Annotated in this window: 25 protein-coding genes and 1 pseudogene; 8 read left to right on the forward strand and 18 right to left on the reverse strand. The window is 40.5% G+C overall.

Going from position 1 to position 22,154, the window contains the following annotated elements; genetic code table 11:
• Positions 1-27: 27 nt before the first annotated feature.
• Positions 28-612: a DUF4136 domain-containing protein gene (locus DZC72_RS09090; protein ID WP_125222507.1), complete on the reverse strand. Its 585-nt coding sequence runs from the start codon at positions 610-612 to the stop codon at positions 28-30.
• Between the two features lie 71 nt (positions 613-683).
• Complete coding sequence (locus DZC72_RS17765) at positions 684-842, reverse strand: DUF5522 domain-containing protein (protein ID WP_165869293.1); 159 nt, start codon at positions 840-842, stop codon at positions 684-686.
• A gap of 228 nt (positions 843-1,070) precedes the next feature.
• Between DZC72_RS17765 and DZC72_RS09095 the strand changes: the two genes are divergently transcribed.
• The 4 genes from DZC72_RS09095 to hemL all read left to right on the forward strand — a co-directional run bounded on the left by DZC72_RS09095 (position 1,071) and on the right by hemL (position 4,549).
• Positions 1,071-1,406: a hypothetical protein gene (locus tag DZC72_RS09095; protein ID WP_125222508.1), complete on the forward strand. Its 336-nt coding sequence runs from the start codon at positions 1,071-1,073 to the stop codon at positions 1,404-1,406.
• Between the two features lie 5 nt (positions 1,407-1,411).
• A complete protein-coding gene (locus DZC72_RS09100; RefSeq protein WP_125222509.1) occupies positions 1,412-2,317 on the forward strand; it encodes a 1-aminocyclopropane-1-carboxylate deaminase/D-cysteine desulfhydrase in 906 nt (301 codons plus the stop codon).
• Between the two features lie 99 nt (positions 2,318-2,416).
• Positions 2,417-3,262 carry a glucosaminidase domain-containing protein gene (locus DZC72_RS09105; RefSeq protein WP_125222510.1) on the forward strand — a complete coding sequence of 282 codons (846 nt, stop codon included), beginning with the start codon at positions 2,417-2,419 and terminating at the stop codon, positions 3,260-3,262.
• A gap of 3 nt (positions 3,263-3,265) precedes the next feature.
• Positions 3,266-4,549 (forward strand): glutamate-1-semialdehyde 2,1-aminomutase, encoded by a 1,284-nt coding sequence (gene hemL / locus DZC72_RS09110; RefSeq protein WP_125222511.1) that lies wholly within the window; start codon positions 3,266-3,268, stop codon positions 4,547-4,549.
• Positions 4,550-4,551: 2 nt separating this feature from the next.
• Here hemL and DZC72_RS09115 read toward each other — a convergent pair whose 3' ends face one another.
• The 12 genes from DZC72_RS09115 to DZC72_RS09170 all read right to left on the reverse strand — a co-directional run bounded on the left by DZC72_RS09115 (position 4,552) and on the right by DZC72_RS09170 (position 16,590).
• Complete coding sequence (locus DZC72_RS09115; RefSeq protein WP_094997610.1) at positions 4,552-4,788, reverse strand: DUF1059 domain-containing protein; 237 nt, start codon at positions 4,786-4,788, stop codon at positions 4,552-4,554.
• Between the two features lie 28 nt (positions 4,789-4,816).
• The gene (locus tag DZC72_RS09120) at positions 4,817-5,059 is read right to left on the reverse strand and encodes a hypothetical protein (RefSeq protein WP_243641686.1); all 243 of its coding nucleotides are present in this window, start codon (positions 5,057-5,059) and stop codon (positions 4,817-4,819) included.
• A 152-nt stretch (positions 5,060-5,211) separates the two neighbouring features.
• Complete coding sequence (locus tag DZC72_RS09125; protein WP_125222513.1) at positions 5,212-5,976, reverse strand: DUF6090 family protein; 765 nt, start codon at positions 5,974-5,976, stop codon at positions 5,212-5,214.
• A gap of 6 nt (positions 5,977-5,982) precedes the next feature.
• Positions 5,983-7,083, reverse strand: a complete 1,101-nt coding sequence (locus tag DZC72_RS09130) for an adenylate/guanylate cyclase domain-containing protein (protein ID WP_125222514.1) — start codon at positions 7,081-7,083, stop codon at positions 5,983-5,985.
• A gap of 110 nt (positions 7,084-7,193) precedes the next feature.
• Positions 7,194-8,111: an NAD(P)-dependent alcohol dehydrogenase gene (locus DZC72_RS09135; protein ID WP_125222515.1), complete on the reverse strand. Its 918-nt coding sequence runs from the start codon at positions 8,109-8,111 to the stop codon at positions 7,194-7,196.
• A gap of 44 nt (positions 8,112-8,155) precedes the next feature.
• Positions 8,156-8,665 carry a hypothetical protein gene (locus DZC72_RS09140; protein ID WP_125222516.1) on the reverse strand — a complete coding sequence of 170 codons (510 nt, stop codon included), beginning with the start codon at positions 8,663-8,665 and terminating at the stop codon, positions 8,156-8,158.
• A gap of 253 nt (positions 8,666-8,918) precedes the next feature.
• Positions 8,919-9,359: a hypothetical protein gene (locus DZC72_RS09145; protein WP_125222517.1), complete on the reverse strand. Its 441-nt coding sequence runs from the start codon at positions 9,357-9,359 to the stop codon at positions 8,919-8,921.
• A 160-nt stretch (positions 9,360-9,519) separates the two neighbouring features.
• Complete coding sequence (locus DZC72_RS09150; RefSeq protein ID WP_125222518.1) at positions 9,520-9,699, reverse strand: hypothetical protein; 180 nt, start codon at positions 9,697-9,699, stop codon at positions 9,520-9,522.
• Positions 9,700-9,872: 173 nt separating this feature from the next.
• The gene (locus tag DZC72_RS09155) at positions 9,873-12,362 is read right to left on the reverse strand and encodes a zinc-dependent metalloprotease (protein ID WP_125222519.1); all 2,490 of its coding nucleotides are present in this window, start codon (positions 12,360-12,362) and stop codon (positions 9,873-9,875) included.
• Positions 12,363-12,603: 241 nt separating this feature from the next.
• Complete coding sequence (locus DZC72_RS09160; RefSeq protein ID WP_125222520.1) at positions 12,604-14,034, reverse strand: SLC13 family permease; 1,431 nt, start codon at positions 14,032-14,034, stop codon at positions 12,604-12,606.
• A 93-nt stretch (positions 14,035-14,127) separates the two neighbouring features.
• On the reverse strand, positions 14,128-15,819 hold the full coding sequence (gene lysS / locus DZC72_RS09165) for a lysine--tRNA ligase (protein WP_125222521.1): 1,692 nt from the start codon (positions 15,817-15,819) through the stop codon (positions 14,128-14,130).
• 39 nt (positions 15,820-15,858) lie between these two features.
• A complete protein-coding gene (locus DZC72_RS09170) occupies positions 15,859-16,590 on the reverse strand; it encodes an SGNH/GDSL hydrolase family protein (protein ID WP_243641687.1) in 732 nt (243 codons plus the stop codon).
• 152 nt (positions 16,591-16,742) lie between these two features.
• On the opposite strand from DZC72_RS09170, the gene DZC72_RS09175 reads away from it, so the two are divergent.
• From DZC72_RS09175 to lipB, 3 genes are read left to right on the forward strand one after another with little or no spacing between them, the layout of a single operon-like run.
• A complete protein-coding gene (locus DZC72_RS09175) occupies positions 16,743-16,898 on the forward strand; it encodes a YqaE/Pmp3 family membrane protein (protein WP_010518549.1) in 156 nt (51 codons plus the stop codon).
• An 11-nt stretch (positions 16,899-16,909) separates the two neighbouring features.
• The gene (locus DZC72_RS09180; protein ID WP_165869294.1) at positions 16,910-17,647 is read left to right on the forward strand and encodes a hypothetical protein; all 738 of its coding nucleotides are present in this window, start codon (positions 16,910-16,912) and stop codon (positions 17,645-17,647) included.
• Between the two features lie 33 nt (positions 17,648-17,680).
• Entirely contained in the window at positions 17,681-18,394 is a 714-nt protein-coding gene (gene lipB / locus DZC72_RS09185) for a lipoyl(octanoyl) transferase LipB (RefSeq protein ID WP_125222522.1), read from the forward strand.
• Between the two features lie 32 nt (positions 18,395-18,426).
• Here lipB and DZC72_RS18030 read toward each other — a convergent pair whose 3' ends face one another.
• The 4 genes and pseudogenes from DZC72_RS18030 to DZC72_RS09205 all read right to left on the reverse strand — a co-directional run bounded on the left by DZC72_RS18030 (position 18,427) and on the right by DZC72_RS09205 (position 21,355).
• Positions 18,427-19,119 (reverse strand): collagen-like protein, encoded by a 693-nt coding sequence (locus DZC72_RS18030; protein WP_165869295.1) that lies wholly within the window; start codon positions 19,117-19,119, stop codon positions 18,427-18,429.
• Between the two features lie 123 nt (positions 19,120-19,242).
• Positions 19,243-19,791: a collagen-like protein gene (locus tag DZC72_RS09195; protein WP_125222523.1), complete on the reverse strand. Its 549-nt coding sequence runs from the start codon at positions 19,789-19,791 to the stop codon at positions 19,243-19,245.
• Positions 19,792-20,570: 779 nt separating this feature from the next.
• Positions 20,571-20,990 (reverse strand): annotated as a pseudogene (locus DZC72_RS18105) (hypothetical protein); the annotation flags it as partial.
• An 11-nt stretch (positions 20,991-21,001) separates the two neighbouring features.
• Entirely contained in the window at positions 21,002-21,355 is a 354-nt protein-coding gene (locus DZC72_RS09205; protein WP_125222525.1) for a hypothetical protein, read from the reverse strand.
• 228 nt (positions 21,356-21,583) lie between these two features.
• Between DZC72_RS09205 and DZC72_RS09210 the strand changes: the two genes are divergently transcribed.
• Positions 21,584-22,153, forward strand: a complete 570-nt coding sequence (locus DZC72_RS09210) for an RNA polymerase sigma factor (RefSeq protein WP_125222526.1) — start codon at positions 21,584-21,586, stop codon at positions 22,151-22,153.
• The last annotated feature ends 1 nt before the right edge of the window (position 22,154 follow it).

Consider the following 22,154-nt stretch of genomic DNA (forward strand, 5'->3'; position numbering starts at 1 on the left):
GCCTTGGTTTTAAAAATGAAATAATTCCTATCTAACTGCCACCGAATTAGGTGGATATTGTTCCAAAATCTGTGAAACAAACTCTTTAATTCGCTGTTCTTTCTTTTCGATGTTTTTGGTATTAGACAATGTTCCTTCGCCTTTGCCCTGCCATACCAATTCCCTGTTTTTGGTATCTATAAGATCTATGTATAAGGAGCCTTGGGTTCTTGTACTTACATTTGGGCCCCAGCCTCCCCAGCCCCAGCCCCATCCTGGACCCCAGGCCCATGCAGGTCCCCAGCCCCAGGCACCGCCCCAACCCCAACCAAAGTTGTTGTTGTAGACATCAACGCGTTCCTCTTCCTTGGTGAAGATGCTTATCAGTAAATCGGGATTTTCGGATTTTACGAAGCCTCGTGAGGCCATTTCATCCTCAATGGCATATAGAATTCTTTTTTTATCCAAGTCCGATATTTGGGCCTTATCTATCCCGGTCTTATAGAAAGCATAGGATTTATATTGGTTGAAATTGGCTTCCTGGTTATAGTCCGAGAGTACCCTAACCGAAGAGCATGAGGTCAAGACCACCGAAGCTAGCGCTATCAGCGATAATATTTTAAAATTTTTCATAGCTGTCAATTTATATATTTTAGGAATTATTCATCAATTTTAAATTCTCAAAAATCATGCCGAAGAGCCTGTTATTGACTGTTCGTTTTTACATCATATCCGTAGGGACAGTGCCTGCAACCACTTTCGCAGCAATAGCCCCTCTTTAAATGGTACTGGCGCGTAAAAACCCTATAGCCTTCGTCCGTCCAATAATAATCACCATCTTCAATAGGAATAATTTTTTTCATTCAATGGGTAAAAATTAGCTTATCAATGTCTGATTAGTAATAAACTATCTATCATAAAATTAGAATATTTCTGTTGATAACCGGAGTCATTAGAATTTATATGTCCTAGTTTAACGGGGATTTGGCTTAAACCCATTGAATCGTATGGTTGTTGGCAACAAAATTCCGTATACTTTATAATTTAAAATTTTAACGGCTATCTTTGAGTATAGAAGATTTGAATTGCCTATGATATTGGTTTTTAAGCATTTGTTTTATAGAAATTATGTGGGTCTCTCCCTTTGGCCCTTCATTATCCTCAAAACGCATACGCTTAAAAAGGACAAGGAGTTGATTAATCATGAAAAAATACACTTGAGACAGCAACAGGAACTTTTAATTCTACCTTTTTACGTATTGTATGTTTTGGAATGGGTTGTAAGGTCGCTTCTTTATTTGGACACCTATAAGGCCTATCAAAATCTTAGTTTTGAAAGGGAGGCGTACAGGAATGAGGGAACATCGGATTACTTGAAAAACCGAAGGCCCTTTAGTTTTATGAAATACCTTTTTCATAACAAATAGCCACTTTGCATAGTGAAAACCAATATCTGGAACTTCCGCTTCTAAAAGAAAAGGATGTTCGTATTGCCCTAAAGCGCGAGGATTTGCTTCACCCAATGGTTTCCGGGAACAAGTATAGAAAATTAAAGTACAATTTAAAGGAGGCCCAACAATCAGGATACCGCAATGTATTGACTTTTGGTGGCGCCTACTCCAACCATATTGCCGCTACAGCCTCCGCCTGTAAAATGCATAAACTAGGTTCAATTGGAATCATTAGGGGTGATGAACTATCTGGTCGTTGGCAAGAAAATCCCACTTTAAAAATGGCTCATGAAAACGGCATGCGTTTCAAGTTTGTAGACCGGGAAACCTATAGAAAAAGAGAGGAATTGGATTTTTTGGTTTCCCTGCGTGAAGAGTTTGGTGAATTTTTCTTAGTTCCGGAAGGTGGCACCAATGCTTTGGCCATTAAGGGCTGTGGGGAAATTCTTGAAGAGGAGGATAAAGTATTCGATATAATCTGTGTTTGTGTGGGTACCGGCGGTACCATTGCAGGATTAATCAACACCGCGAACAATAATCAACAGGTTTTGGGGTTCCCTGTTTTAAAGGGGGATTTTTTGGAAAACGATATAAAGGAACTTACCGAAAAACGAAATTGGAGTCTTGATTTGAACTACCATTTTGGGGGTTATGGTAAGATTAATGAAGAACTTGTTGCGTTTATAAATCAATTTAAGCAGCAAACCGCTATCCCCCTAGATCCAGTCTATACCGGAAAAATGATGTACGGGTTGTTAGATAGGGTCAAGAATGATAATTTTGTACCCGGAACACAAATACTGGCCATACATACTGGAGGAATTCAGGGAGTACACGGCATGAATAAGGTGTTGTTAAAGAAAAAATTACCTTTGTTGGATATATGAAATTGGCCATAAAATTAGAGGTTTCCTGCCGAGATGTCCCGATAGCTATCGGGATGGCGAATTGCATCTAACCTGTTTAAAAGAAATGATTTTGAGTAGATGAAAAAGAAAATTTTAGTGCTTTTGTTGTTGGCCATTGGTGTCGTTGGATGTAAATCCAAAAAAGCATATTCCGATAGACTCCGCACCGAAAATGTAAGGGCAGAGAGCAGAAAATCCAATGGGGAAACCAAATCCTCCATAACGAAAGGAGATACTTCCATGCCCGAAGATTCCGGGAAATTTATAAAGTTTAGGATAGAGACTATTGAGGAATATATAGATACGTTTTCGGAAATTGCGCAGCTTGAAATGAAGGCCTATGGTATCCCCGCCAGTATTACCTTGGCCCAAGGACTACTTGAAAGCGGTTATGGTAAAGGGGAATTGGCACTTAAGACCAATAACCACTTCGGGATCAAATGCCATACGGGATGGGAAGGAGATTATGATTTTCATGATGATGATGCCAAAGGAGAGTGTTTTAGAAAGTATAACCACCCAATGTATTCCTTTAGGGACCACAGTATTTTTTTAACGACTCGAAGTCGGTATGCCTTTCTTTTTGACTACAAGCCCACGGATTATAAAAGTTGGGCACATGGACTTAAAAAGGCAGGATATGCTACCGATAAAAGATACCCCCATAAATTGATCTATTTGATAGAAAAACACCAACTTTATACCTATGACGGTGGCAAATTGGATACAGGTTATGTTGATGATAGGGTCGTTGTAACCGATTCCGATGCAGTCCACATCGTTAAAAAGGGCGATACCCTCTATTCCCTTTCTAGAAGGTATTACGTATCCGTGGACGAATTGATGCGGATGAACAATCTAAGGGATGCTGGACTATCCATTGGTCAAAAGCTATTGGTAAAATCCACTTCCATAAACAAATAACAGATGATTTACAAAAGAAGTAGTGCACTCTTTGCGGAGGCAAAACAATATATACCAGGTGGAGTAAACTCACCGGTTAGGGCCTTTAAGGCGGTAGGGGGCGAACCTATTTTTGTAAAGGAAGCCAAAGGTGCCTATTTGTACGATGAGGACGGAAATAGATTGATAGATTATATCGCTTCTTGGGGACCCCTAATTTTGGGACATGCCTATGAGCCGGTTTTAAATGCCATTATCGATAAGGCCAAGAAGGGAACTTCCTTTGGTATGCCTACGGAAATTGAGACCGAACTGGCAAAGTTGGCCGTTTCCATGGTACCCAATATCGATAAAATCCGATTTGTGAACAGTGGAACGGAAGCCTGTATGAGTGCCGTACGATTGGCAAGGGGGTACACAGGTAAGGATAAAATTATAAAATTTGCCGGATGTTACCATGGGCATTCAGACTCCTTTTTGATTCAGGCAGGTAGTGGGGCGGTAACCTTCGGTAGCCCAAACAGTCCTGGGGTTACCCAAGGCACTGCAAAGGATACCTTGTTGGCCGTTTACAATGATTTGGAAAGTGTTTCACAACTTATAAAAGCCAATAAAGGCGAAATTGCTGCGGTTATCATAGAGCCGGTTGCCGGAAACATGGGCTGTATTATTCCTACTGATGGATTTATCCACGGCCTTAGGGCACTTTGTGATGAAAACGATATCCTTTTGATTTTCGATGAGGTCATGACCGGATTCCGATTAGGAAGGGGAGGGGCTCAGGAGGTCCTGGGCATAAAAGCGGATATTTTATGTTTTGGAAAGGTTATTGGTGGCGGACTTCCCGTAGGCGCGTTTGCCGCTAATAATGAGATAATGGGATATTTGGCACCCGATGGACCAGTATATCAGGCCGGAACTTTAAGTGGTAACCCATTAGCCATGAGTGCCGGGTTGGCCATGTTGACCGAACTCAATAACAATCCGGAGATATTTACCAGCCTTCAGGAAAAAACGGCCCATTTGCACATTGGCCTTTCCAAAGCTCTTGATAAAAAAGGAATTCCGTATCAAATTAACCGATTTGGAAGTATGATTTCAGTTCACTTTACAGATGAACCTGTTATGGACTTTGCTACTTCGGCAAAAGGGAATAACGATACATTTAAGAAGTATTTCCACGGTATGTTAGATCAGGGAATCTATTTGCCTCCATCCGCTTTTGAAAGCTATTTCCTCAATGACGCTTTATCCTATGAAGATTTGGACGCAACTATTGAGGTGGTGGACAATTTGGACCTAAGTTAGTATTATTCCTCAGGAAGTGCGTTAAATTCCTCTCGTTTACTTTTAAACCAGTTTTGCATAGCTTCGGGAGATTGCATCATGGACTTCATATTCTCCATGGCCTTCAGGTGTGGTTCATCACCCTTCAGAAACATTTCTGTTCCATGTTTTTTGCTCAGTTCAGCCATTTCCTCAAAATTTTCAGCTTGGAATTTTTGCTCACAAGCGCCTCCCAATTGTCTGCATGTCATAGTTTTCATAGCAATAGATTTACGTATTAAAAAAGGTCTAACTTCCTGCGAAAGGTGTACCAAAAACACCCACGGCCAACTCTGCCCAAACCATAAGAAAAAGTACGAGTAGGGCTATTATAAAAGCAACACGAAATTTTGGTCCTATTTTCAGAAGAATAAAATTGATTCCTAGTCCTACGGCGAATAAAAGTAGGCCACCTATTACAAAATCACTCAGGCTCCAAGTAACTTCGTTGGAAAATTGCATACCAACAAAAGGAACTAAGAGTAAAGTCAATGGGGCTAGCATGTTTAGGAGTTGTTTTTTTGGAAGCGTCATCTTAGATTACTTTATATCTAAAGTATAAATTTTTTCTTTTGGTCAGTTTGTCTGGTGCACAAAACTATTTAATAAAATTATTGAAAATCAATTAGATACAATAATATTCTCTAGTCCAATTCCTTTGAAATAGTATCCAAAATAGAATCCAAGTACTGCAGTAGGGGTTGATAGTGGATATCCCCAGTGGCACGACTTGTAACTATAAACATTAAGAGTTTATTTTCAAATTCCCTGGAGGACAGTAAACCTAGATTGGACTTAGGTTCGTCTCCTAGGGCCAAACCCATTTCAGCATAAATACCGACGTCCTTAAAAACGGTCTCCAGACTATATTGGTTGGTCCTGAACATATCCAGCAAATTTTCCCGCTGTAGCAATAAGTCCTTTTCTTGCCTAGAAATATCCTCAAGGGTAGCAAACCAATTGGTAAGCATAATTCTTAGGTCGGTATTCTTGATATTTTTTAGATTCCCAGAGTTGATAATTTCGTTTAGCAGTGAGTTGTTAGGGTTAAAGGCAATATCAGAAACAAATGTTTGAAACAGAAGTTTGGAAAATTCCTGTTCTGAAGGAAGCGAGTCCTTCAAATTCGTTAGGGCCAATAGTTTTTTAGCGCCTTCAATATTCTGTTCGTTAATGGTCAGGAGTTCCGTTAACTTGGACTTACTGGTCAAAAATTCTTCTTTTAAGCCTTGAAGGTAAGTCTGTTCCGTTTTTTTCTCTAGGTTTTTTTGGTTTTTATTATTGATGGCCAGAGCAATAAGTATCCCAATGACCACAAGTACAATTTCCCCCAAAGCATAGGCCAGATATCGACCTACCTTCTTTTCTGTCAATAGTTTTTGTCTGGTTTTTCTAAAGAATTTTATCATAAGTAATTACTTCGGATTAATTTTTTGGACCTTGACCAAGGTTAAGGATTCATTCTTTCCTTTTAAGGAAACTTCCCCAATTTCCGAAAAAACAAAGCCTTTATCAAAATCAAGAAGTTTCGCCAATTCCTGGGAAAGCAATAAATCTGAATTATAGGTATTGCAGGCATCTTGTATTCTTGCCGTTGTATTCAAAACATCCCCTGAAAAAACGATTTCCTTTTTTAAAGCCCCTATTTCCCCTGTGGTTACTTCCCCATAGTGCATACCTCCCTTAAAACTAGGGATATAACCATAGTTTTCAAGAAAGAATTCGGTATTTGCCTGAAGAGCCTTTTTCATTTCAAAAAAGGTACGAAGGCAGTTATTTTCCTTAATTCCTGTTTTATACGCCCAGGTTATTACGATTTCATCACCAATATACTGATACACATCCCCGCCAAATTTTATAATGGGGTCTTCCAGGCAATCATAATAGTCCCTTAAAAAGGAAAAGTACTTCTTAGTCCCCAGTTTTTCTGCTATGGCAGTGGAGTCCTTCATATCCGTAAACAAAAATATGCGATGCTCTTCCTTTGGCCTATGGTATTTTCCTATTATGAAGTTTTGCAATACTCCATGGCCTAAGTTGTCACTTATCTCGGCATAAATTAGCGAAATAAATAAGGAGGCCGATAGTTGGACCAAAGTACTTAAATGCACCGTGCTGAATAGGAAATCCATATAGCGTTGCCAAATCGTAGCTGAAAATAAATGCACACCAAGCTCTATACTCGACGCAATGGGGTATAATACCAACATGATCAGTGAGAATAATATCAGGTAAAAAAATAATTTGAACAAGACCTTTTTGTAGAAGGGTTTTCTAATAAATAGTTTGTTCAAAAAGGTCAGTTCCAGATACCCAACGACCATCCCGACCAAGAAAACGGCCAAACTAGCAAATAAAAAAATTTTCGGGGTTACCTCAATAGCCTCTTGTTGCGAAGCCTTGGCATCAATGAGTGCCGTTTGTTCAATAAATAGAAATAGCCACCCCAATAGTGTCCAGATAATACCAAAGGATAGAATTTTTCTAGATTTTCGTTTGGTTTTATAGGAAAGCAAATCTGGTAATTTAGGATGATGTTGGTAAAACTGAAATCCCTTTCAATTTAATGATTCTTTTGGAATAGGATATATGGAGCCTTAGGGTATGAGTAGGAAGTTTTACTATTTCACCCTATTAACAGCACAACATTTCCCTTTTTGCGACCTTGTTCCACATAACGGTGAGCTTCTATAACTTGGTCCATGGGAAATACTTTATCTATTGTGGCATCGTACTGTTCCATTTCAAATAGCTCTTTCAGTTTTTCCAATTGGCTTCTAGCCTCTGAAGCAACTTCCATACCTTCAACGGTCTTGAAAACCCCATCCTTCTCCAACAAGGACCTACACTTTTTCTTTGAGGCCTTTCCAACTGCATCAAAAACAATATCGTATTTGGATGTATGTTCCTCGAACTCCCCTTGGTCGTAGAAAAGCACTTTGTTCACGCCCAATTTTTCTATGAATGCTATACCCCGGGTGCTGCACACCGCGGTAATATCGGCATTGTGAGATTGTGCAATTTGAACGGCCGCTGTTCCAACAGAGCCGGTCGCCCCATAAATTAGGACTTTTATGTTAGACTTTTTTGCTATTCCCGCTTTCTCCAAAAAATAAATGGCAGATTGCCCGCCAAAAATAATGGCAGCGGACTCTTCATGCGTCGCATTCATGGGGGCCAGGGTTATATTGGCTTTTTCATTTATGACGATATACTCCGCATTGGTGCCAAACTTTAATCCAGTCATTCCAAAGACATTTTCGCCAATCTTAAAGTGGGTGACCTTACTACCAACCGCTTCAACCCTACCCGAAAAAACGGTTCCTAAAATAGGTTTTCTGGGTTTGGTGAAACCAATGACCATTCGCATGACCAGTTTCATGATCCCTTTTACTTTGAGCCCTCGTATCCTAACATCTGCCGAATTGATTGCAGTTGCCATTATTTTGACCAGAACTTCATCGTCCTTGGGAACAGGTTTGGGTAAGGTAACTGTTTTTAATACCTCCGGCGGTCCATATTTTTGACAGATTATCGCTTTCATCCTGTTGTCATTTTTTATATAGGTATTTTTTGGCTCTCCATTTTTCAGAACAAGAGTTTTAAGATTCGCACGAATTTGTAAATCAAAAAACATAGAAGCATTAAAACCAAACCGACAATAATAGGCAGTATACCTCCAAACGTAAAAAGCATTCCAATTACAAAACCCAACAGGTATTCCGGTAAATGGAGCCGTTTAAAAAGAGCAATGGGAAGGGGCAAAAGAATATAGTATTGGAGGAATTCATCCAACTTGAATTCCCATAACAAGGAAGCTAGAGCCCCAAAAAGGAAGGCTGCCAGAAAACGACGTATTACCGTATTTTCGATTCCTTGGTTCTTGTTCTGTCTTTCTAATATTACGGAAAGGGAAATCCATGCTAAGGTAGGCAGGGTCAATAAACCCCACCAATTGGAAATACCTGGCAAATCCTTCCTTGCCAGCAAATGGTGCGTAATCACTCCGCCATTGTACTTTTCCCAAAGTATACAAAGTAATGCGAGAAGACCTGTGCCCAATACTACTTTGAACTTGTTTTTTCGTAAAAGAATCATGTTTGTTTGATTGTTTGATTGTTTGATTGATTGATTGATGAATTTCTTATAGGACGTAAACAGGGCCTTTTTGTTACGTTTTTGTATTAAATCCTTGGCTTATATTTAAGCGCACCTTTACGGCCAGGTTCTTTTGAACAATGATTTGAAAAAGAGTTTCAAAATATCATAAACTTTTGTTTTTGTATATCCACAAAAAAAGACCCTGCTATTAAAACAAGGTCTTTTCCTAACAATCAACTAACTAAACAACCTATTTTTTCTCCGCCCTATATTTGCGGTCCTTTCCTTTTGCATGTTTTCCCCTTTTGGCACGTATTTTTTCCCATTTGGCATATTGTGCGTCATCAAGGATCGCTTTCATTTCCTCCTTATGGGCGATCTGATTATCCAGACGTTCGTTTTGTAGGGCGAACTTCTCATCATCTGATAAAGATTCCCCGCTTTCCCTTCGGGCTTTGTGGGCCTCCATCTTGGCCTTCCTCTCGGCCGCATTTTTGGCGAACATTTCCTGTAATTTGGATTGCTGGTCTTCGGTAAGGTCCAAGGCCAAAGTCATTCTTTTGGTCTGAAGTGTTGCCATTTGCTGAGGAGTTAAATCCGCCATATGTCTCCTACCTTCTTTTCTGTTCTGTTCTTGCGCCATGGCAGTAATGCCTACCAATAAAAGGGCCGCTAATACAACTTTTCTCATCACGTTATTTTTTATGGATTTTGTAGATAGGACAAATTGCAACTCGAAAGGTTTAAAATGTGGTCACCATTTAAGAGGAATTTAACTACACTTGTACGATTGGGGCAAAAAAAAAGCGCGACAAATAAAGTCGCGCTTTTATATATTTTAGTTGATGTTCTTATTGGACAGCTTCGTTGCTGATATTTTCAGAAAAAGGTTCTACAACGATATCAGCTTTGGCCATTTCTTCATTTTGAGGTACCAATTGACCGGATTCACCATTAATTTGAAAATGATAGAACACGGCAGCGATGATAAAACAACTTAGGTAGATTAGGCTTTTGATTTTATTATTCATGATTTGGGGGTTTTGATAATTTTGATTCTAAACTATAAAATAAGAACGTACAAAAAAGCCCATTGTTGTGAAACGGGCTTTTTTTGATGGCAAATACAATTCTAATGTGGTAAAACGAATATTTTCGTCGGATTTTTTGGTATTTGGTCGATGATGGCAAAAAACACCATTTTTTATTCCGGGTCTAAAATGTGGTCAATTCGCTCGGTAACATCCTCTAAATGATACCTGCTCATTCTATCGGAAGTTTTGCCAATGGCATTTCTAATATTTCTTTTTAACAGGTTCAATTCTGCCCTTGCAACGGAACGTATATCGGACTGACTGGTATTCACTTCGGTAGATTTTCTATAGCCGCCAAAGTCCGATAACTTTTTCTGGTTCTCGGCCGTCATCAAATAGGCCAAACGGTCCACATGGGCCTTTTGTAGGTTTCTTCGATACGTATCTATGGATCTTCCCGAAGATAATTCAGACCAAATTCCCTTTCTTATATCGTCCATCATTTCCACCAAGGTATACGCATCGTCCCCATTGGCCAACTCGTTTTCGACCAAGCGCGCCATTTTACCAAGACTCATAATGTTGTTCAAGGTACGTTCCTGTAAGGAGCGGATACGTTCCACGAATCCGGAATACTGTATCCTTCCAAAAATATCCTGATCTAATAACCATTCAGGGGTTTGGAACAATTCCTCCTGTAGGAACTCCATACAGTTTTCCTGATGCTCCGCAGCTACATGGGTATACACCACGCCCTCTTGGTCGTAGGTTTTATGATATTCATAGACCCCACCAATGTTGTTCGAAACATGGCCCATGTACCTGTTGTATTGAGCGATGACCTGTCCGTAGAGTATTTCTAGGTCGTCATAGTTCTTACCGTCTTCTTGGGTCCACTCGATCAATTTTGGAACGATTCTTTGCAAATTGGCTATGCCATATTGGCTCGCCTTGATGGCATTATCGCCCAAATCCTCCGTTTGGGAACTGGGATCTACGATATCGCCCACCTGCTGATGGCCAAACCTGTACAGAGGGTCACCTGCATGCTCCAAAATCCATTTGTCCAAGATGGGTTTTTCCTCGGTCGCTGATTTATCCATAATAGGCCTATAACCCCATTTAATGGCATATTTGTCATAGACACCAATGCCCGGCATTAGTGCAACGCCCTCATCACCGGGTTGGGCCACATAATTAAAACGGGCATAATCCATTATGGATGGTGCCGTTCCAAATTTTTTAGTAAAACTTGCTGAACGTAATGAATCCACCGGATAGGCAACACTACTACCCATATTATGGGGCAAACCTAATGTATGACCGACTTCATGCGAAGAGACAAAACGGATCAACCTGCCCATCACTTCCTCATCGAACTGCACTCCTTGTGCGGACGGATTTATCGCCGCTGTCTGTACAAAGAACCAGTTGCGTAAAAGGCTCATAACGTTGTGATACCAGTTGATGTCAGATTCCAAGATTTCACCACTACGCGGATCGCTAACATGCGGGCCATTTGCATTGGGAATGGGAGAAGCTAAATACCGAACCACGGAATAACGCACATCCTCCGGGGACCAATCCGGGTCCTCTTCGGGTGTTGGAGGGTCCTTTGCTATGATGGCATTTTTAAAGCCTGCTTCTTCAAAGGCCACTTGCCAGTCTTCTATACCCTTTTTTATAAAAGGTACCCATTGCTTGGGTGTTGCCCTATCCACATAATACACAATCTGTTTTTTAGGTTCTACTAGCTCCCCTCTCTTGAATTTTTCCATGTCCTCGTCTTTCACTTCCAAACGCCATCGGTCCAAAAAGGTGATGGTTTTGCTCTCTTGGGCATTCAGTCCATAATCCACCTGTCCCCTTGCGAACCAACCAACCCTTCGGTCAAAATATCGCCTTTTCATAGGTTCCTTTGGCAGTAGTATCATGGAATTGTTTATTTCTATGGATATGGAACCCAGACTTCCATTGCTGGGAGGTTCTCCTGCCAAGTATGTTTTTACATGTCTGGCCTCCACGTTCAAGGGATAACTTTTTATGCTTTCGATAAAACTTCGACTATCATCCAAGCGAGAAACTTTATAGCGTTTTCTATAGGATTCCGGCATTCCAAAGGCCTTGGTATCTTTGGTAAAGATGTCATTCACTTCGATTACGGTTGCAGGGTTAAGGGAATCTTTCTTGAAGGCCTTGATATCAAAAGCATACAAAACAGGTTCAAAGTTTGAATTTACGACGGCTTCATGTACGGGTAGGGAATCGGCCGCAACTACGTCGTGGGATACGACACGTAGGAGCACTTTTTTGTCCTTTTTCTCCCATCTCAGTACTTGGGTATTTATCTTTCCACCGCCAAAACCTATTTCAGAAGCGGTTTTTGCAATACGGCTAACCATCAACATTTCCCTATTGAACAGGGAATCTGGGATTTCATAGTAATGCTTGTCGTCAACTATATGGACATCGAAGAGCCCTGTATCCGTTTTCGCCTCCTTTGTAATGACTTTATCATAGGGTTGTATTTTGTCCTTGCTGGGCTTCTCTGCCGGTGTATCAGTATTCTTGTTTTTCTTTTTGAAAATTTGTGCCTCGGAAGTTTGAAAACTAAGCAAACAGAACGCTGCGAGCAGTGGAAACAGTAATTTTTTATGCATTTATTTTTGGAATTTGGTCAACTTTTCAAAGAACCGAAAAATTAATTTAAGGTCTTGTTAACAAAATCATAAGCCTATTTTGTAACAATCTTGATTTTTCAGCGTCTGTTATATAGGCAATATCATTTTTAACCCGATAGCCATCGGGACTGAATTAGTTAGGTATAAAGCCTTTGCGCCAGCAAGGGCTTTATCTTTTTGGAGTATTTTCAAAAGTTTCAGGTTCTTTTAGGTCAAGTTCCTAAAAAAGCATGGGAAGGATAAATTGAAACAAACCAACTAATAGTAGCACTGCGATTAGGTTTAGAACGATGCCTGCTTTGGCCATTTCATGGACCTTAATATATCCACTGGCAAAAACAATGGCATTGGGTGGCGTAGCCATGGGTAGCATAAAGGCGCAACTACTTGCCATCGTAATAGGTATCAACAAATAAACAATGGGTAGTCCCAGACCTATGGCGATTCCAGCAACTACCGGAGCCAATACGGCCACCAGTGCTACGTTGCTCATTAGTTCCGTCATGAATAACATCAAAAATATCAAAAGGGCGGCGGTAAATAGCACACTTACCTCACTTTCTGCGATGGTTCCCGCGACAAGGTCAACAATCCCCGTAACGGACATGGCCTCCGCCAGGGCCAATCCCCCACCAAAAAGTATGAGTATGCCCCAAGCCAGTTTCTGGGTATCCTTCCATTCCAAGATGAAATCGCCTTTTCTTAGATTAAAAGGAAGTGCAAAAAGCGCGATTGCGGCGAAGATACTGATCATGGCATCGGACAAGCCCAGAAACGGAAAAATGGAGTTGATGACGGTCCTGAAAACCCAAAGGAAAACGGTAATCCCAAAAATGACCAATACCATTTTTTCCTTTGCCGATGTAGGTCCCAGCTTTTTCAATTCACTGTCTATAATACTTTTGGAAGCATTGAATTTCAGGGCACCGTTGGGGAACATGAATTTTACCAAAACGAAATAGCAAAGGGCTATCATAATCACCGAAAAGGGTAGCCCGATGACCATCCATTTCAAAAAGGATATTTCAATATCGTATTCATTTTCCAACAACCCGATGAGTACCGAATTGGGTGGGGTTCCAATGACCGTTGCGATGCCGCCTGCATTTGCGGAGAATGCAATGCCCAACATCACGCTTAGGGCAAAATTGCGGTCGCTCTTGGTGAATCCATCGGCATCATCTATCAATAATTGTATGACGGACATGGCAATGGGCAGCATGACCACCGTACTCGCCGTATTACTGATCCACATGCTCAACGTGGCAGTGGCGATCATAAATCCCAAAATGACCTTGTTGGGTGTAGTACCCGTAATGCGAATGATAGAGAGTGCTATACGTTTGTGGAGGTTTACTTTTTCCAGAGCCAGAGCCATGACAAATCCCCCAAAAAACAGGAAAACGATCGGACTTCCATAATTGGCCCCAACATCCTCCATGGGCATGATTTTTAGGATAGGAAACAGTAACAACGGGAGTAAGGCCGTAACGGATATGGAAACAGCTTCCGTAATCCACCAAACAATCATCCAGAGGGCAACGGCGATTACCGCATCCGCTTGTTCCGAAATTAAAACAACGGGTAGGTTAATCACAAGTAAAAATAGAATGGGGCCCAGAATAAGCCCCCATTTTTTGCCTAGTCCCATGGGTTTTTTCAAATTGGGTCTAAACTATGATTTTTTTATGTGAATTTTTAAGAATAATTGTTCCGAAGAATTTACATGATAAAATAAAAACACTTATTCCATTAATAACACCAATAACTCATCATTTTCCTTTTGGACCTTCGCCAATTTTTGACTTGTCAAACCCTTGATTCCCTTATCCCAAGCTTTGTTGCTTAACCCGGATTGGGTTTTTAGGCTATCCAGGGACATGCTTTTTTCTTTTTTGAGAATGTCGAAAATGGCCTTCTCATTATCCGAAAGTTGAATGGGTTTTTTCTCCGGCCGCATCTGCGGAAAGAACAATACCTCTTGGATGGATGAGTTGTTGGTCATCAACATCACCAAACGGTCTATGCCAATTCCTATACCCGAAGTAGGTGGCATTCCATATTCCAAGGCCCTTAGAAAATCCTGGTCAATGAACATAGCCTCATCGTCCCCTTTTTCTGAGAGTCGCAATTGATCTTCAAAACGTTCTCGTTGATCAATAGGGTCGTTCAGCTCAGAATAGGCATTGGCCAATTCCTTACCGTTTACCATCAGCTCAAAACGCTCCGTAAGTCTAGGATTTGTTCTATGTTCCTTGGTCAACGGGCTCATTTCCTTGGGATAATCCGTAATAAAAGTGGGTTGTATATAGTGGTGCTCACATTTTTCGCCAAAAATCTCATCGATCAATTTACCAACACCCATGGTGTCATCCACTTCAATGCCCATTTTTTTGGCCGTTTCCCTCAATTCGTTCTCCTCCATTTGGGAAACATCGACTCCTGTGTGGATTTTTATCGCTTCCAAAATAGGCACTCTGGGATACGGCGCCTTAAATTCGATTTCGTGATTACCCACTGTAACTTTTGTGGACCCGTTGGCATCCATGGCTACTTTTTCCAGCAATTGCTCCGTGGTAGCCATCATCCAATTGTAATCCTTGTAGGCCACATACAATTCCATTACCGTAAATTCCGGGTTGTGGGTACGGTCCATACCCTCGTTCCTGAAATCCTTGGAAAACTCATATACCCCGTCAAAACCACCAACGATCAATCTTTTTAAATACAATTCGTTCGCGATTCTTAAATATAGAGGGATGTTCAATGCATTGTGATGGGTCAAAAAAGGCCTGGCGGCTGCACCGCCCGGAATGGGCTGTAAAATGGGCGTTTCAACCTCCAAATACCCTCGGCTGTTATAAAACTCCCGAATGCTGTTGGTAATCTTGGTCCGTTTAATAAAGGTTTCCTTTACTTTTGGATTTACTACCAAATCAACATATCGCTGGCGGTAGCGCAATTCGGGATCATTGAATTCGTCGTACACCTTTCCTTCGGAATCCTGTTTTGGAAGGGGAAGGGGTCTAAGGGCCTTGCTCAACATTTTAAAGTTCTTGACCATGACCGTTTTTTCTCCCACTTGGGTGGTAAACAGTTCCCCTTCTATACCAATGATATCACCTATGTCCAACAGTTTCTTGTAAACCTCGTTGTATAGGGTCTTGTCCTCACCGGTACAAATCTCATCCCGATTGAAATAAACCTGTACACGGCCCTCACTGTCCTGAATTTCCGCAAAGGATGCTTTTCCCTGTATCCGCCGCGACATCAGCCTTCCTGCAATGGTAACCTTTTTGCCTTCTTTAAAGCCATTTTTGATTCCTTTTGATGTGGTATCAACAGGATACAATTCGGCGGGATAGGGATTGATGCCCAATTCCCTTAATTTCCCCAGCTTTTCTCTTCGTATTACCTCTTGTTCGGATAATTGCATGTTGTTTTATTTAAAGGCGCAAATATAGGTAAGAATGCGCTAATCTTTAAAATGTTCCAATAGCAAAGGAAGGATGCGGTCCACAAATTTACCGTATGCTTCCCCCGATGGATGTAGACCGTCACTGGCTACAAGTTGGGGCTGCTCCAAGCCCATTCTGGTAATATCCGTAATTTCAACAAAGCGAACCTCATTTTCAACTGCAATGGACCTGGCAAACTCGTTATACCTATCTATTTCCCTTGATATTTTGTCCACATCCCTAGATTGGCCAAATGGGGTAAACGCATAATCCGGGATGGAGATGACCAACACCTTTTCAGCATTACCTTCCACAAAGTCAAGGGCAATGCCCAGTAGTTCTGGAAACTCCTTTTCATATTGTTCAAAAGGTTTGTCTTGGTATTGATTGTTGACGCCAATCAAGAGGGTGACCAAATCTTGAGGTTTGTCTATTCTTGTATTCGAAATACCGTTTTGAAGGTCATCTGTTCTCCAACCGGTTCTTGCAATTATCTTTGTTTCGACACTTGTATTTAATTCACTTTCAATTCTTTCAGATAGTTGCATAGGAAAGTTTTGATTTGAAGAAACGCTTTCTCCAACCGTATAACTATCGCCCAATGCCAGATAATTGAATACTTTCTGCTCTTTTGAACCTATCTCTCCAGAGCCCACTAAAAATTCGTTCTCATTTGCCGTGCAATTAAGAAATAATAAAATGAGGGCTATAATCTTAAAAGTGTTCATTTTCCAAACTTCTATTTTCATATACTAGTTACGAAATATATGGATTATGGTTTCATTTTTATTGGTATATAATAAATAAAAGGTGTCATTTTTTGGTTTAAGAAAAGACTTGGTTGTAACAAATCATATACTTTAGCAACTAATAGGTACATCAATCAAAATCAAAAATCAAAATGAGTTTAATACGGGTCTTATTGGCTATCTTGTTTCCTCCCTTGGCTGTAATCGGCAAAGGGTGTGGATCCTTTCTAATTGTATTGCTTTTAACTTTTTGTGGTTGGGTGCCCGGGGTTATCGCTGCATTGGTTATCTTGAACAATCCAAACTAAACAAGATTAATATGGGATATAAAAGTGTATTATGGGCCATTTTGCTTACGGTGTTTTTGGTGTCGTGCAATTTTACCGAGGAAATTTATTTTAATGGGGACGGCTCAGGGAAATTGAGTATTGGTTTTGACGGCAGTGAAATGATGTCAATGATACCGGAATCCGATAGCCTTGAAACAGAAAAGGTTATTGATTCCACGTTGGTTTTTAGGGAACTTTTACGTGAGAAAAAAGATAGTATTGCCCAATTACCCTTGGAGGAACAGGAAAAGCTCAAAAAATTGGAGCCTTTTAGCTTGCACATGGTGGTAGATGCTCCCAATGGAATCATGAATTTTGAAATGTTCTCTGATTTCAAGAATGTTTCCGATGTTAATGATGCTTTCAACGCATTTCAAAATGCCAGTACCATGGGTCCTTCGGCAGGTAATCAACCTGTTCCAAGCAACACAGGAAATGATGCTACCGAGGTTTCCTATTCCTTTAGCGGTAGCCGCTTCTTTAGAAATACAAAAATCAGGGATAAGGAAATGTTTCAAAAAAGTTTGGATAGCCTGCAAAGCGCAGAAATGTTTTTGGGAGGTTCCACCTACACTTTTAAATATCATTTTCCGCGAAGGGTAAAATCCACCAATGTGGAGGATGCCACTTTTTCCATGGACGGGAAGACCATGATCTATGAGGTGAATTTTTTGGATATGCTAAAAGACCCGGAATCCATCAATATTGAAGTGGAGCTGGAAAAATAGGATCGAACCTATTCCTATTCGTATCTTTGCACCATGAACAAAACTGTATTTTTGGAGGACTTGGGCGTCAAGGATTACAAGGAGACTTGGGACTACCAAGAACATTTGTTTCAGCAAATATTGGATTTGAAAATCAAGAACAGGAGGGAGGAAGCCGCATTGGAAACCCCCAACCATTTCATTTTTGTGGAGCATCCCCATGTATATACGCTGGGGAAAAGTGGAGATATCCAAAACCTTTTGGTAAACGAGGAGGACCTCAATGAAAAAGGTGCAAAATTCTATAAAATAAATAGGGGCGGGGATATTACCTATCATGGCCCGGGACAGATTGTGGGCTATCCTATTCTTGATTTGGACAATTTCTTTACCGATATACACAAATATCTAAGACTTCTTGAGGAGATGGTCATTCTCACTTTGGCGGAGTATGGTTTGAAGGCCGAACGTTCCAAAGGTGAAACAGGGGTATGGTTGGATGTTGGAACGCCCTTCGCCCGAAAAATCTGTGCCATGGGCGTTCGTGCCAGTAGGTGGGTGACCATGCACGGATTTGCATTGAATATAAATGCGGACCTAGGCTATTTTGATTTGATGATTCCCTGCGGCATTAAAGATAAAGCCGTAACTTCCTTAAACGTAGAGTTGGGAAAGGTAGAAGTCGATATGGATGAGGTTAAGGGGAAATTGCTAAAACATTTTGCTGCACTTTTTGAAGCTGAGATAACAAAAAAAACCGAGGTTTAAGCCTCGGTTTTTAGCAAATTCAGATTTGAATCTTAGTATTCTAATCCAAAATAGTCCATGACGGCACGGTAGTCATTGATATCGACTCCGTTTGTCTTTAGTTCTTCCCTAAGACTTTGTCTTTTTGATTTCCCGGCAATTGTACTATTTGATTCGGCCACGACAACTTTTAGGTCGCCCAGTTCAACGGAAGAAATGGGGTTAAAAGTTTGGGTGCCTACTTGGTAAAAATGAACCCAAAATTTTCCTACGGCAATGTCAACGGCAACATCATAGTATCCGCCTGTTCCATTGGGCCAAACACTTGCCGGTATTGCATAGTATGTATTGCTCTGTGAGTTTCGCAAATACCCGATGATCAAATCGTTGTCAACGACATCTTGCGTTAATGCTGAAATATTTATTGGTATTGAATTACCAGATTTGGATGACATGTCAAAGGTATAGGTCGTAACATTGGCATTTCCGTCGGCGCCGTCAGCACCGTTCGCTCCAGTTGGTCCTTGAGGCCCTGCGGGTCCCTGCTCTCCCTGTGGTCCTGGCACGCCCAAAGCTTCTCCGTCTTCACCAGCGGGCCCCTGTGGTCCAACAGGCCCTTGAATACCTTGCTCGCCTTGCGGTCCTTGTGGTCCGATCGGGCCTTCGATACTATCCTTGTCACAAGAGACAAATAATATGGCTAGGGTCATCAATGAAATTGTCAAAAAATTAGTCTTGGTTTTCATAATTTTAATTTTTAATAATTGTTTTTCAATTGATGTAATCAGTTAAAAAAGGTTAACACCGTCATATAAAAAAACCTCGGTGAAGCCGAGGTTTTTTTATATGTAATGATTTTTAAATCTCTTTCAATAGTTCAGTCCTAGATATTCCATGGCTTCCCTGTATTCCATTTTCGTAATATCTTGCATAATCGCTTTGCCGGAAAGGGTGCCCTGTGGTACTATTACATATCTTATTTCGACAAAAGTATTGAAGACAAGGTTATTACCGCTGCCCGAGGTGCCTTGACATACAAAATCGTAAGACCCGTCCCCTTCTTCATCTTCTGCATAAAACTGATAGGTCCGTTCGCCTATGGTTACCGGTAGTAAATAGATTCTTTCTGTTGAACCTCCATTGACCAAGCGTTTGCCATAGGCCATGATTAATGCACTGTTCGCCATTTCATCAGTCAGTTCGGTCATCGGAACACTGAAACTGGTTAGAGTTGTGGGGGAGGAACTGAATTGGGTAGGGAACCAATCAGAGGCGATTACATTGGCATTGCCATCCTCACCATCTTGTCCCGAAGTCCCTTGAATTCCTTGTTCTCCTTGAGGTCCTTGTGGGCCAATGGCTCCGTCTTCGCCATCTTCAGCGGAACAAGAAATTACCAATGCCGCACTAAGTGTCATTATCAAAAGTTTAAAATTTAAAAATATTGTTTGCATAATATTATTTTTTAAGGATTATTTTCATTTTATGTAATCAGTTAAAAGAGGTTAACACCTTTTCAAAAAAAAGTGGTGAAATAATTTTTTAATCTACCTGCATATTATCTCATACTCCATATAGAACTACTGAGGACTGACGAACGGTCAGATTGTTGATGGTACCCGCCCAAAATCCAAAGTTCATCCCCATATAGTAAACTAGCATGAGAGCTTAGTGTAGCTGATTTAGGTAGATTCCGATGTTTTTTCCAATATTTCATATTGCTGGTGGACCATATCTCGTTTGAAAAATTGTTTCCCTCCTCCTTACCGCCAATAATCCAGACCCTGCCATTGTATTCAGTCATGGTATGTTCAATTCTAGGTGAAAAAATACGTTCTTGAGAGGGGTCGGGACTTGGTCCAGGAAGGTTTTTTCGCCAAAATATGCCATCATGACTAGCCCAAACATCATTGGAATACGAACCACTATCGCGATCCAATCCCCCAACAACGTATAAATAGTCTTTAAAAGCAATGGCTCTTGTATAATTGCGAACCGGGAATGCATTTGATGTTTCTAACCTCCAAATAGAACCGTCACTCGACGACCAAACCTTGGTTGTGACTTCACCCGAACCAATAAAAATATAAATCCTATCCTTAAAGATAACGGAGCTGTTGTTGGCAATGGAACCTATGGAGGTCCATCTTGAAATTCTTCTCCAGTTGATTCCATCGTTAGAGTTCCAAATATCGTTCAATTCATTACCTAGGTCATCTACACCTCCAATGACCCATACTTTGTTCTTGTAGACAAGGACCGAATGGTTTTGACGCGCTGGAAACGCATTATTTCGGACAAAATCCCAGTTGATACCATCTGAACTTGACCAAATATCGGAACCAGGGGTATAGGGTGGGGTACCAGAATTATCGCCTCCTATGGACCATATTTTACCTTTGAACAATACCACTTCGTGATTGGCAAAGCCACCCATTTCTGTATTCCTGCTCTCCAGGATAAAACCAGGTTCTCCATTTTTTATGATTTTTTGACTGATTAATGAAGTCGATTCAATTTGAACATCTTCTTCATATGAAAATGGTTCTTCCTTTTCACACGAATAGCAAGTGCAAAGAAGTATAAAACTAATGGCTATCAATTTTAAATTTTTCATCGTCTTAAGTTTTAATTGTTGTTAATCATTGCCTTTTGCATCTTTTTGTGAAGTGCTAGTGACAAGGAATCTTTTTGTTTTTGGGTAAGCTCCTTGGACTGCAGATAATAATAGTTCCTCCATTCCTTTTTTTGCTCTTCAGGCAAGTCCGATTGTTCCAGCAATTCTAAGAAGTTAAGTTGCTTACCATCTGGCGTTCCCGAGAGATCAGACCCAAAGAGGTCGGTCAAGGTATTCGTCTGGAGATCCATAAAATTTTCGGATTTAGGTGCCTCCTTTTTGGTTTCGTCCTTCTTGTTTTGCGACATTGCTGTGTATGCGATTAAAAAAGCAGAAATAGCAAACAGTGTATTGAGTGTTTTCATTATTCAATAATTTTTTGGATTATAGTAATTGATGTTACAAAACCATGAAGGTTAACAGGAACTAAAAAAAATTTCAGATAAAAAATGGGTAACGGGAACGCACTTGTAAGGCAAGTATTACATGGGTTTTTAAGGATATTGTTTTACCATAAAAGGCAAACTATTCTTTCATAAAAAGGTTAAATTAGCCATTGAAGGTGTTAACCTTTTTACTCATAGGTTATTAAAGTGCAGGAAACAGAGGGAAACAAAATACTCGTTCATTTACGTAGCGGTTCAGAGAAACTGTTACGTGAGATATATACGGACAATCGGGAGAAGTTCTTGAATTTTGCACGTAAATATCAATTGTCCGAAGATGATAACATAGACATTTATCAAGATGCTTATGTGATTTTTTACGACAACGTTATGCAGGGCAAGCTTACGGAATTGAATAGTAGTGTTTCCACCTATTTGTTCAGTATTGGTAAATACTTAATTTTTGACCGAATGAGAAAAAATAAGAAAACAGTCGGTTCGCATTTTCCAATGGAGGTTGTTGGGAAAGCTGATGTATCATTGGAGGAGCTGAGTTTGGGTGCAGAAGAACTTTCTGCCGAACAAAAACTACTTCAAAAATATTTTGCGACGTTGGGAACTCAATGTAAGGAACTACTGAACCTGTTTTATTATCGTGGGTTTACCATCCAGGAGATTGTAGAATCTGGAGGTTATAACAACGAGAATGTTGTAAAAGCGGCCAAGTCCCGCTGTATGAAAACTTTAAAGGAACGTATCAAAGCTGATGCAGATTGAT

Origin of the sequence: Maribacter algicola (genome assembly GCF_003933245.1) — a bacterium.
Classification (GTDB): Bacteria; Bacteroidota; Bacteroidia; order Flavobacteriales; family Flavobacteriaceae; genus Maribacter; species Maribacter algicola.

Bases quoted from the DNA above. Each gene is read 5' to 3' on its own strand.
- DZC72_RS09155 (WP_125222519.1), bottom strand. From the start codon at position 12,362: ATGCATAAAAAATTACTGTTTCCACTGCTCGCAGCGTTCTGTTTGCTT.
- DZC72_RS09180 (WP_165869294.1), top strand. From the start codon at position 16,910: ATGGGATATAAAAGTGTATTATGGGCCATTTTGCTTACGGTGTTTTTG.
- DZC72_RS09195 (WP_125222523.1), bottom strand. From the start codon at position 19,791: ATGACACTTAGTGCGGCATTGGTAATTTCTTGTTCCGCTGAAGATGGC.
- DZC72_RS09105 (WP_125222510.1), top strand. From the start codon at position 2,417: ATGAAAAAGAAAATTTTAGTGCTTTTGTTGTTGGCCATTGGTGTCGTT.
- DZC72_RS09095 (WP_125222508.1), top strand. From the start codon at position 1,071: ATGATATTGGTTTTTAAGCATTTGTTTTATAGAAATTATGTGGGTCTC.
- DZC72_RS18030 (WP_165869295.1), bottom strand. From the start codon at position 19,119: ATGAAAACCAAGACTAATTTTTTGACAATTTCATTGATGACCCTAGCC.
- DZC72_RS17765 (WP_165869293.1), bottom strand. From the start codon at position 842: ATGAAAAAAATTATTCCTATTGAAGATGGTGATTATTATTGGACGGAC.
- DZC72_RS09170 (WP_243641687.1), bottom strand. From the start codon at position 16,590: ATGAAAATAGAAGTTTGGAAAATGAACACTTTTAAGATTATAGCCCTC.
- hemL (WP_125222511.1), top strand. From the start codon at position 3,266: ATGATTTACAAAAGAAGTAGTGCACTCTTTGCGGAGGCAAAACAATAT.
- DZC72_RS09205 (WP_125222525.1), bottom strand. From the start codon at position 21,355: ATGAAAACACTCAATACACTGTTTGCTATTTCTGCTTTTTTAATCGCA.
- DZC72_RS09125 (WP_125222513.1), bottom strand. From the start codon at position 5,976: ATGATAAAATTCTTTAGAAAAACCAGACAAAAACTATTGACAGAAAAG.
- lysS (WP_125222521.1), bottom strand. From the start codon at position 15,819: ATGCAATTATCCGAACAAGAGGTAATACGAAGAGAAAAGCTGGGGAAA.
- DZC72_RS09160 (WP_125222520.1), bottom strand. From the start codon at position 14,034: ATGGGACTAGGCAAAAAATGGGGGCTTATTCTGGGCCCCATTCTATTT.
- lipB (WP_125222522.1), top strand. From the start codon at position 17,681: ATGAACAAAACTGTATTTTTGGAGGACTTGGGCGTCAAGGATTACAAG.
- DZC72_RS09135 (WP_125222515.1), bottom strand. From the start codon at position 8,111: ATGAAAGCGATAATCTGTCAAAAATATGGACCGCCGGAGGTATTAAAA.
- DZC72_RS09150 (WP_125222518.1), bottom strand. From the start codon at position 9,699: ATGAATAATAAAATCAAAAGCCTAATCTACCTAAGTTGTTTTATCATC.
- DZC72_RS09115 (WP_094997610.1), bottom strand. From the start codon at position 4,788: ATGAAAACTATGACATGCAGACAATTGGGAGGCGCTTGTGAGCAAAAA.
- DZC72_RS09145 (WP_125222517.1), bottom strand. From the start codon at position 9,359: ATGAGAAAAGTTGTATTAGCGGCCCTTTTATTGGTAGGCATTACTGCC.
- DZC72_RS09175 (WP_010518549.1), top strand. From the start codon at position 16,743: ATGAGTTTAATACGGGTCTTATTGGCTATCTTGTTTCCTCCCTTGGCT.
- DZC72_RS09140 (WP_125222516.1), bottom strand. From the start codon at position 8,665: ATGATTCTTTTACGAAAAAACAAGTTCAAAGTAGTATTGGGCACAGGT.
- DZC72_RS09090 (WP_125222507.1), bottom strand. From the start codon at position 612: ATGAAAAATTTTAAAATATTATCGCTGATAGCGCTAGCTTCGGTGGTC.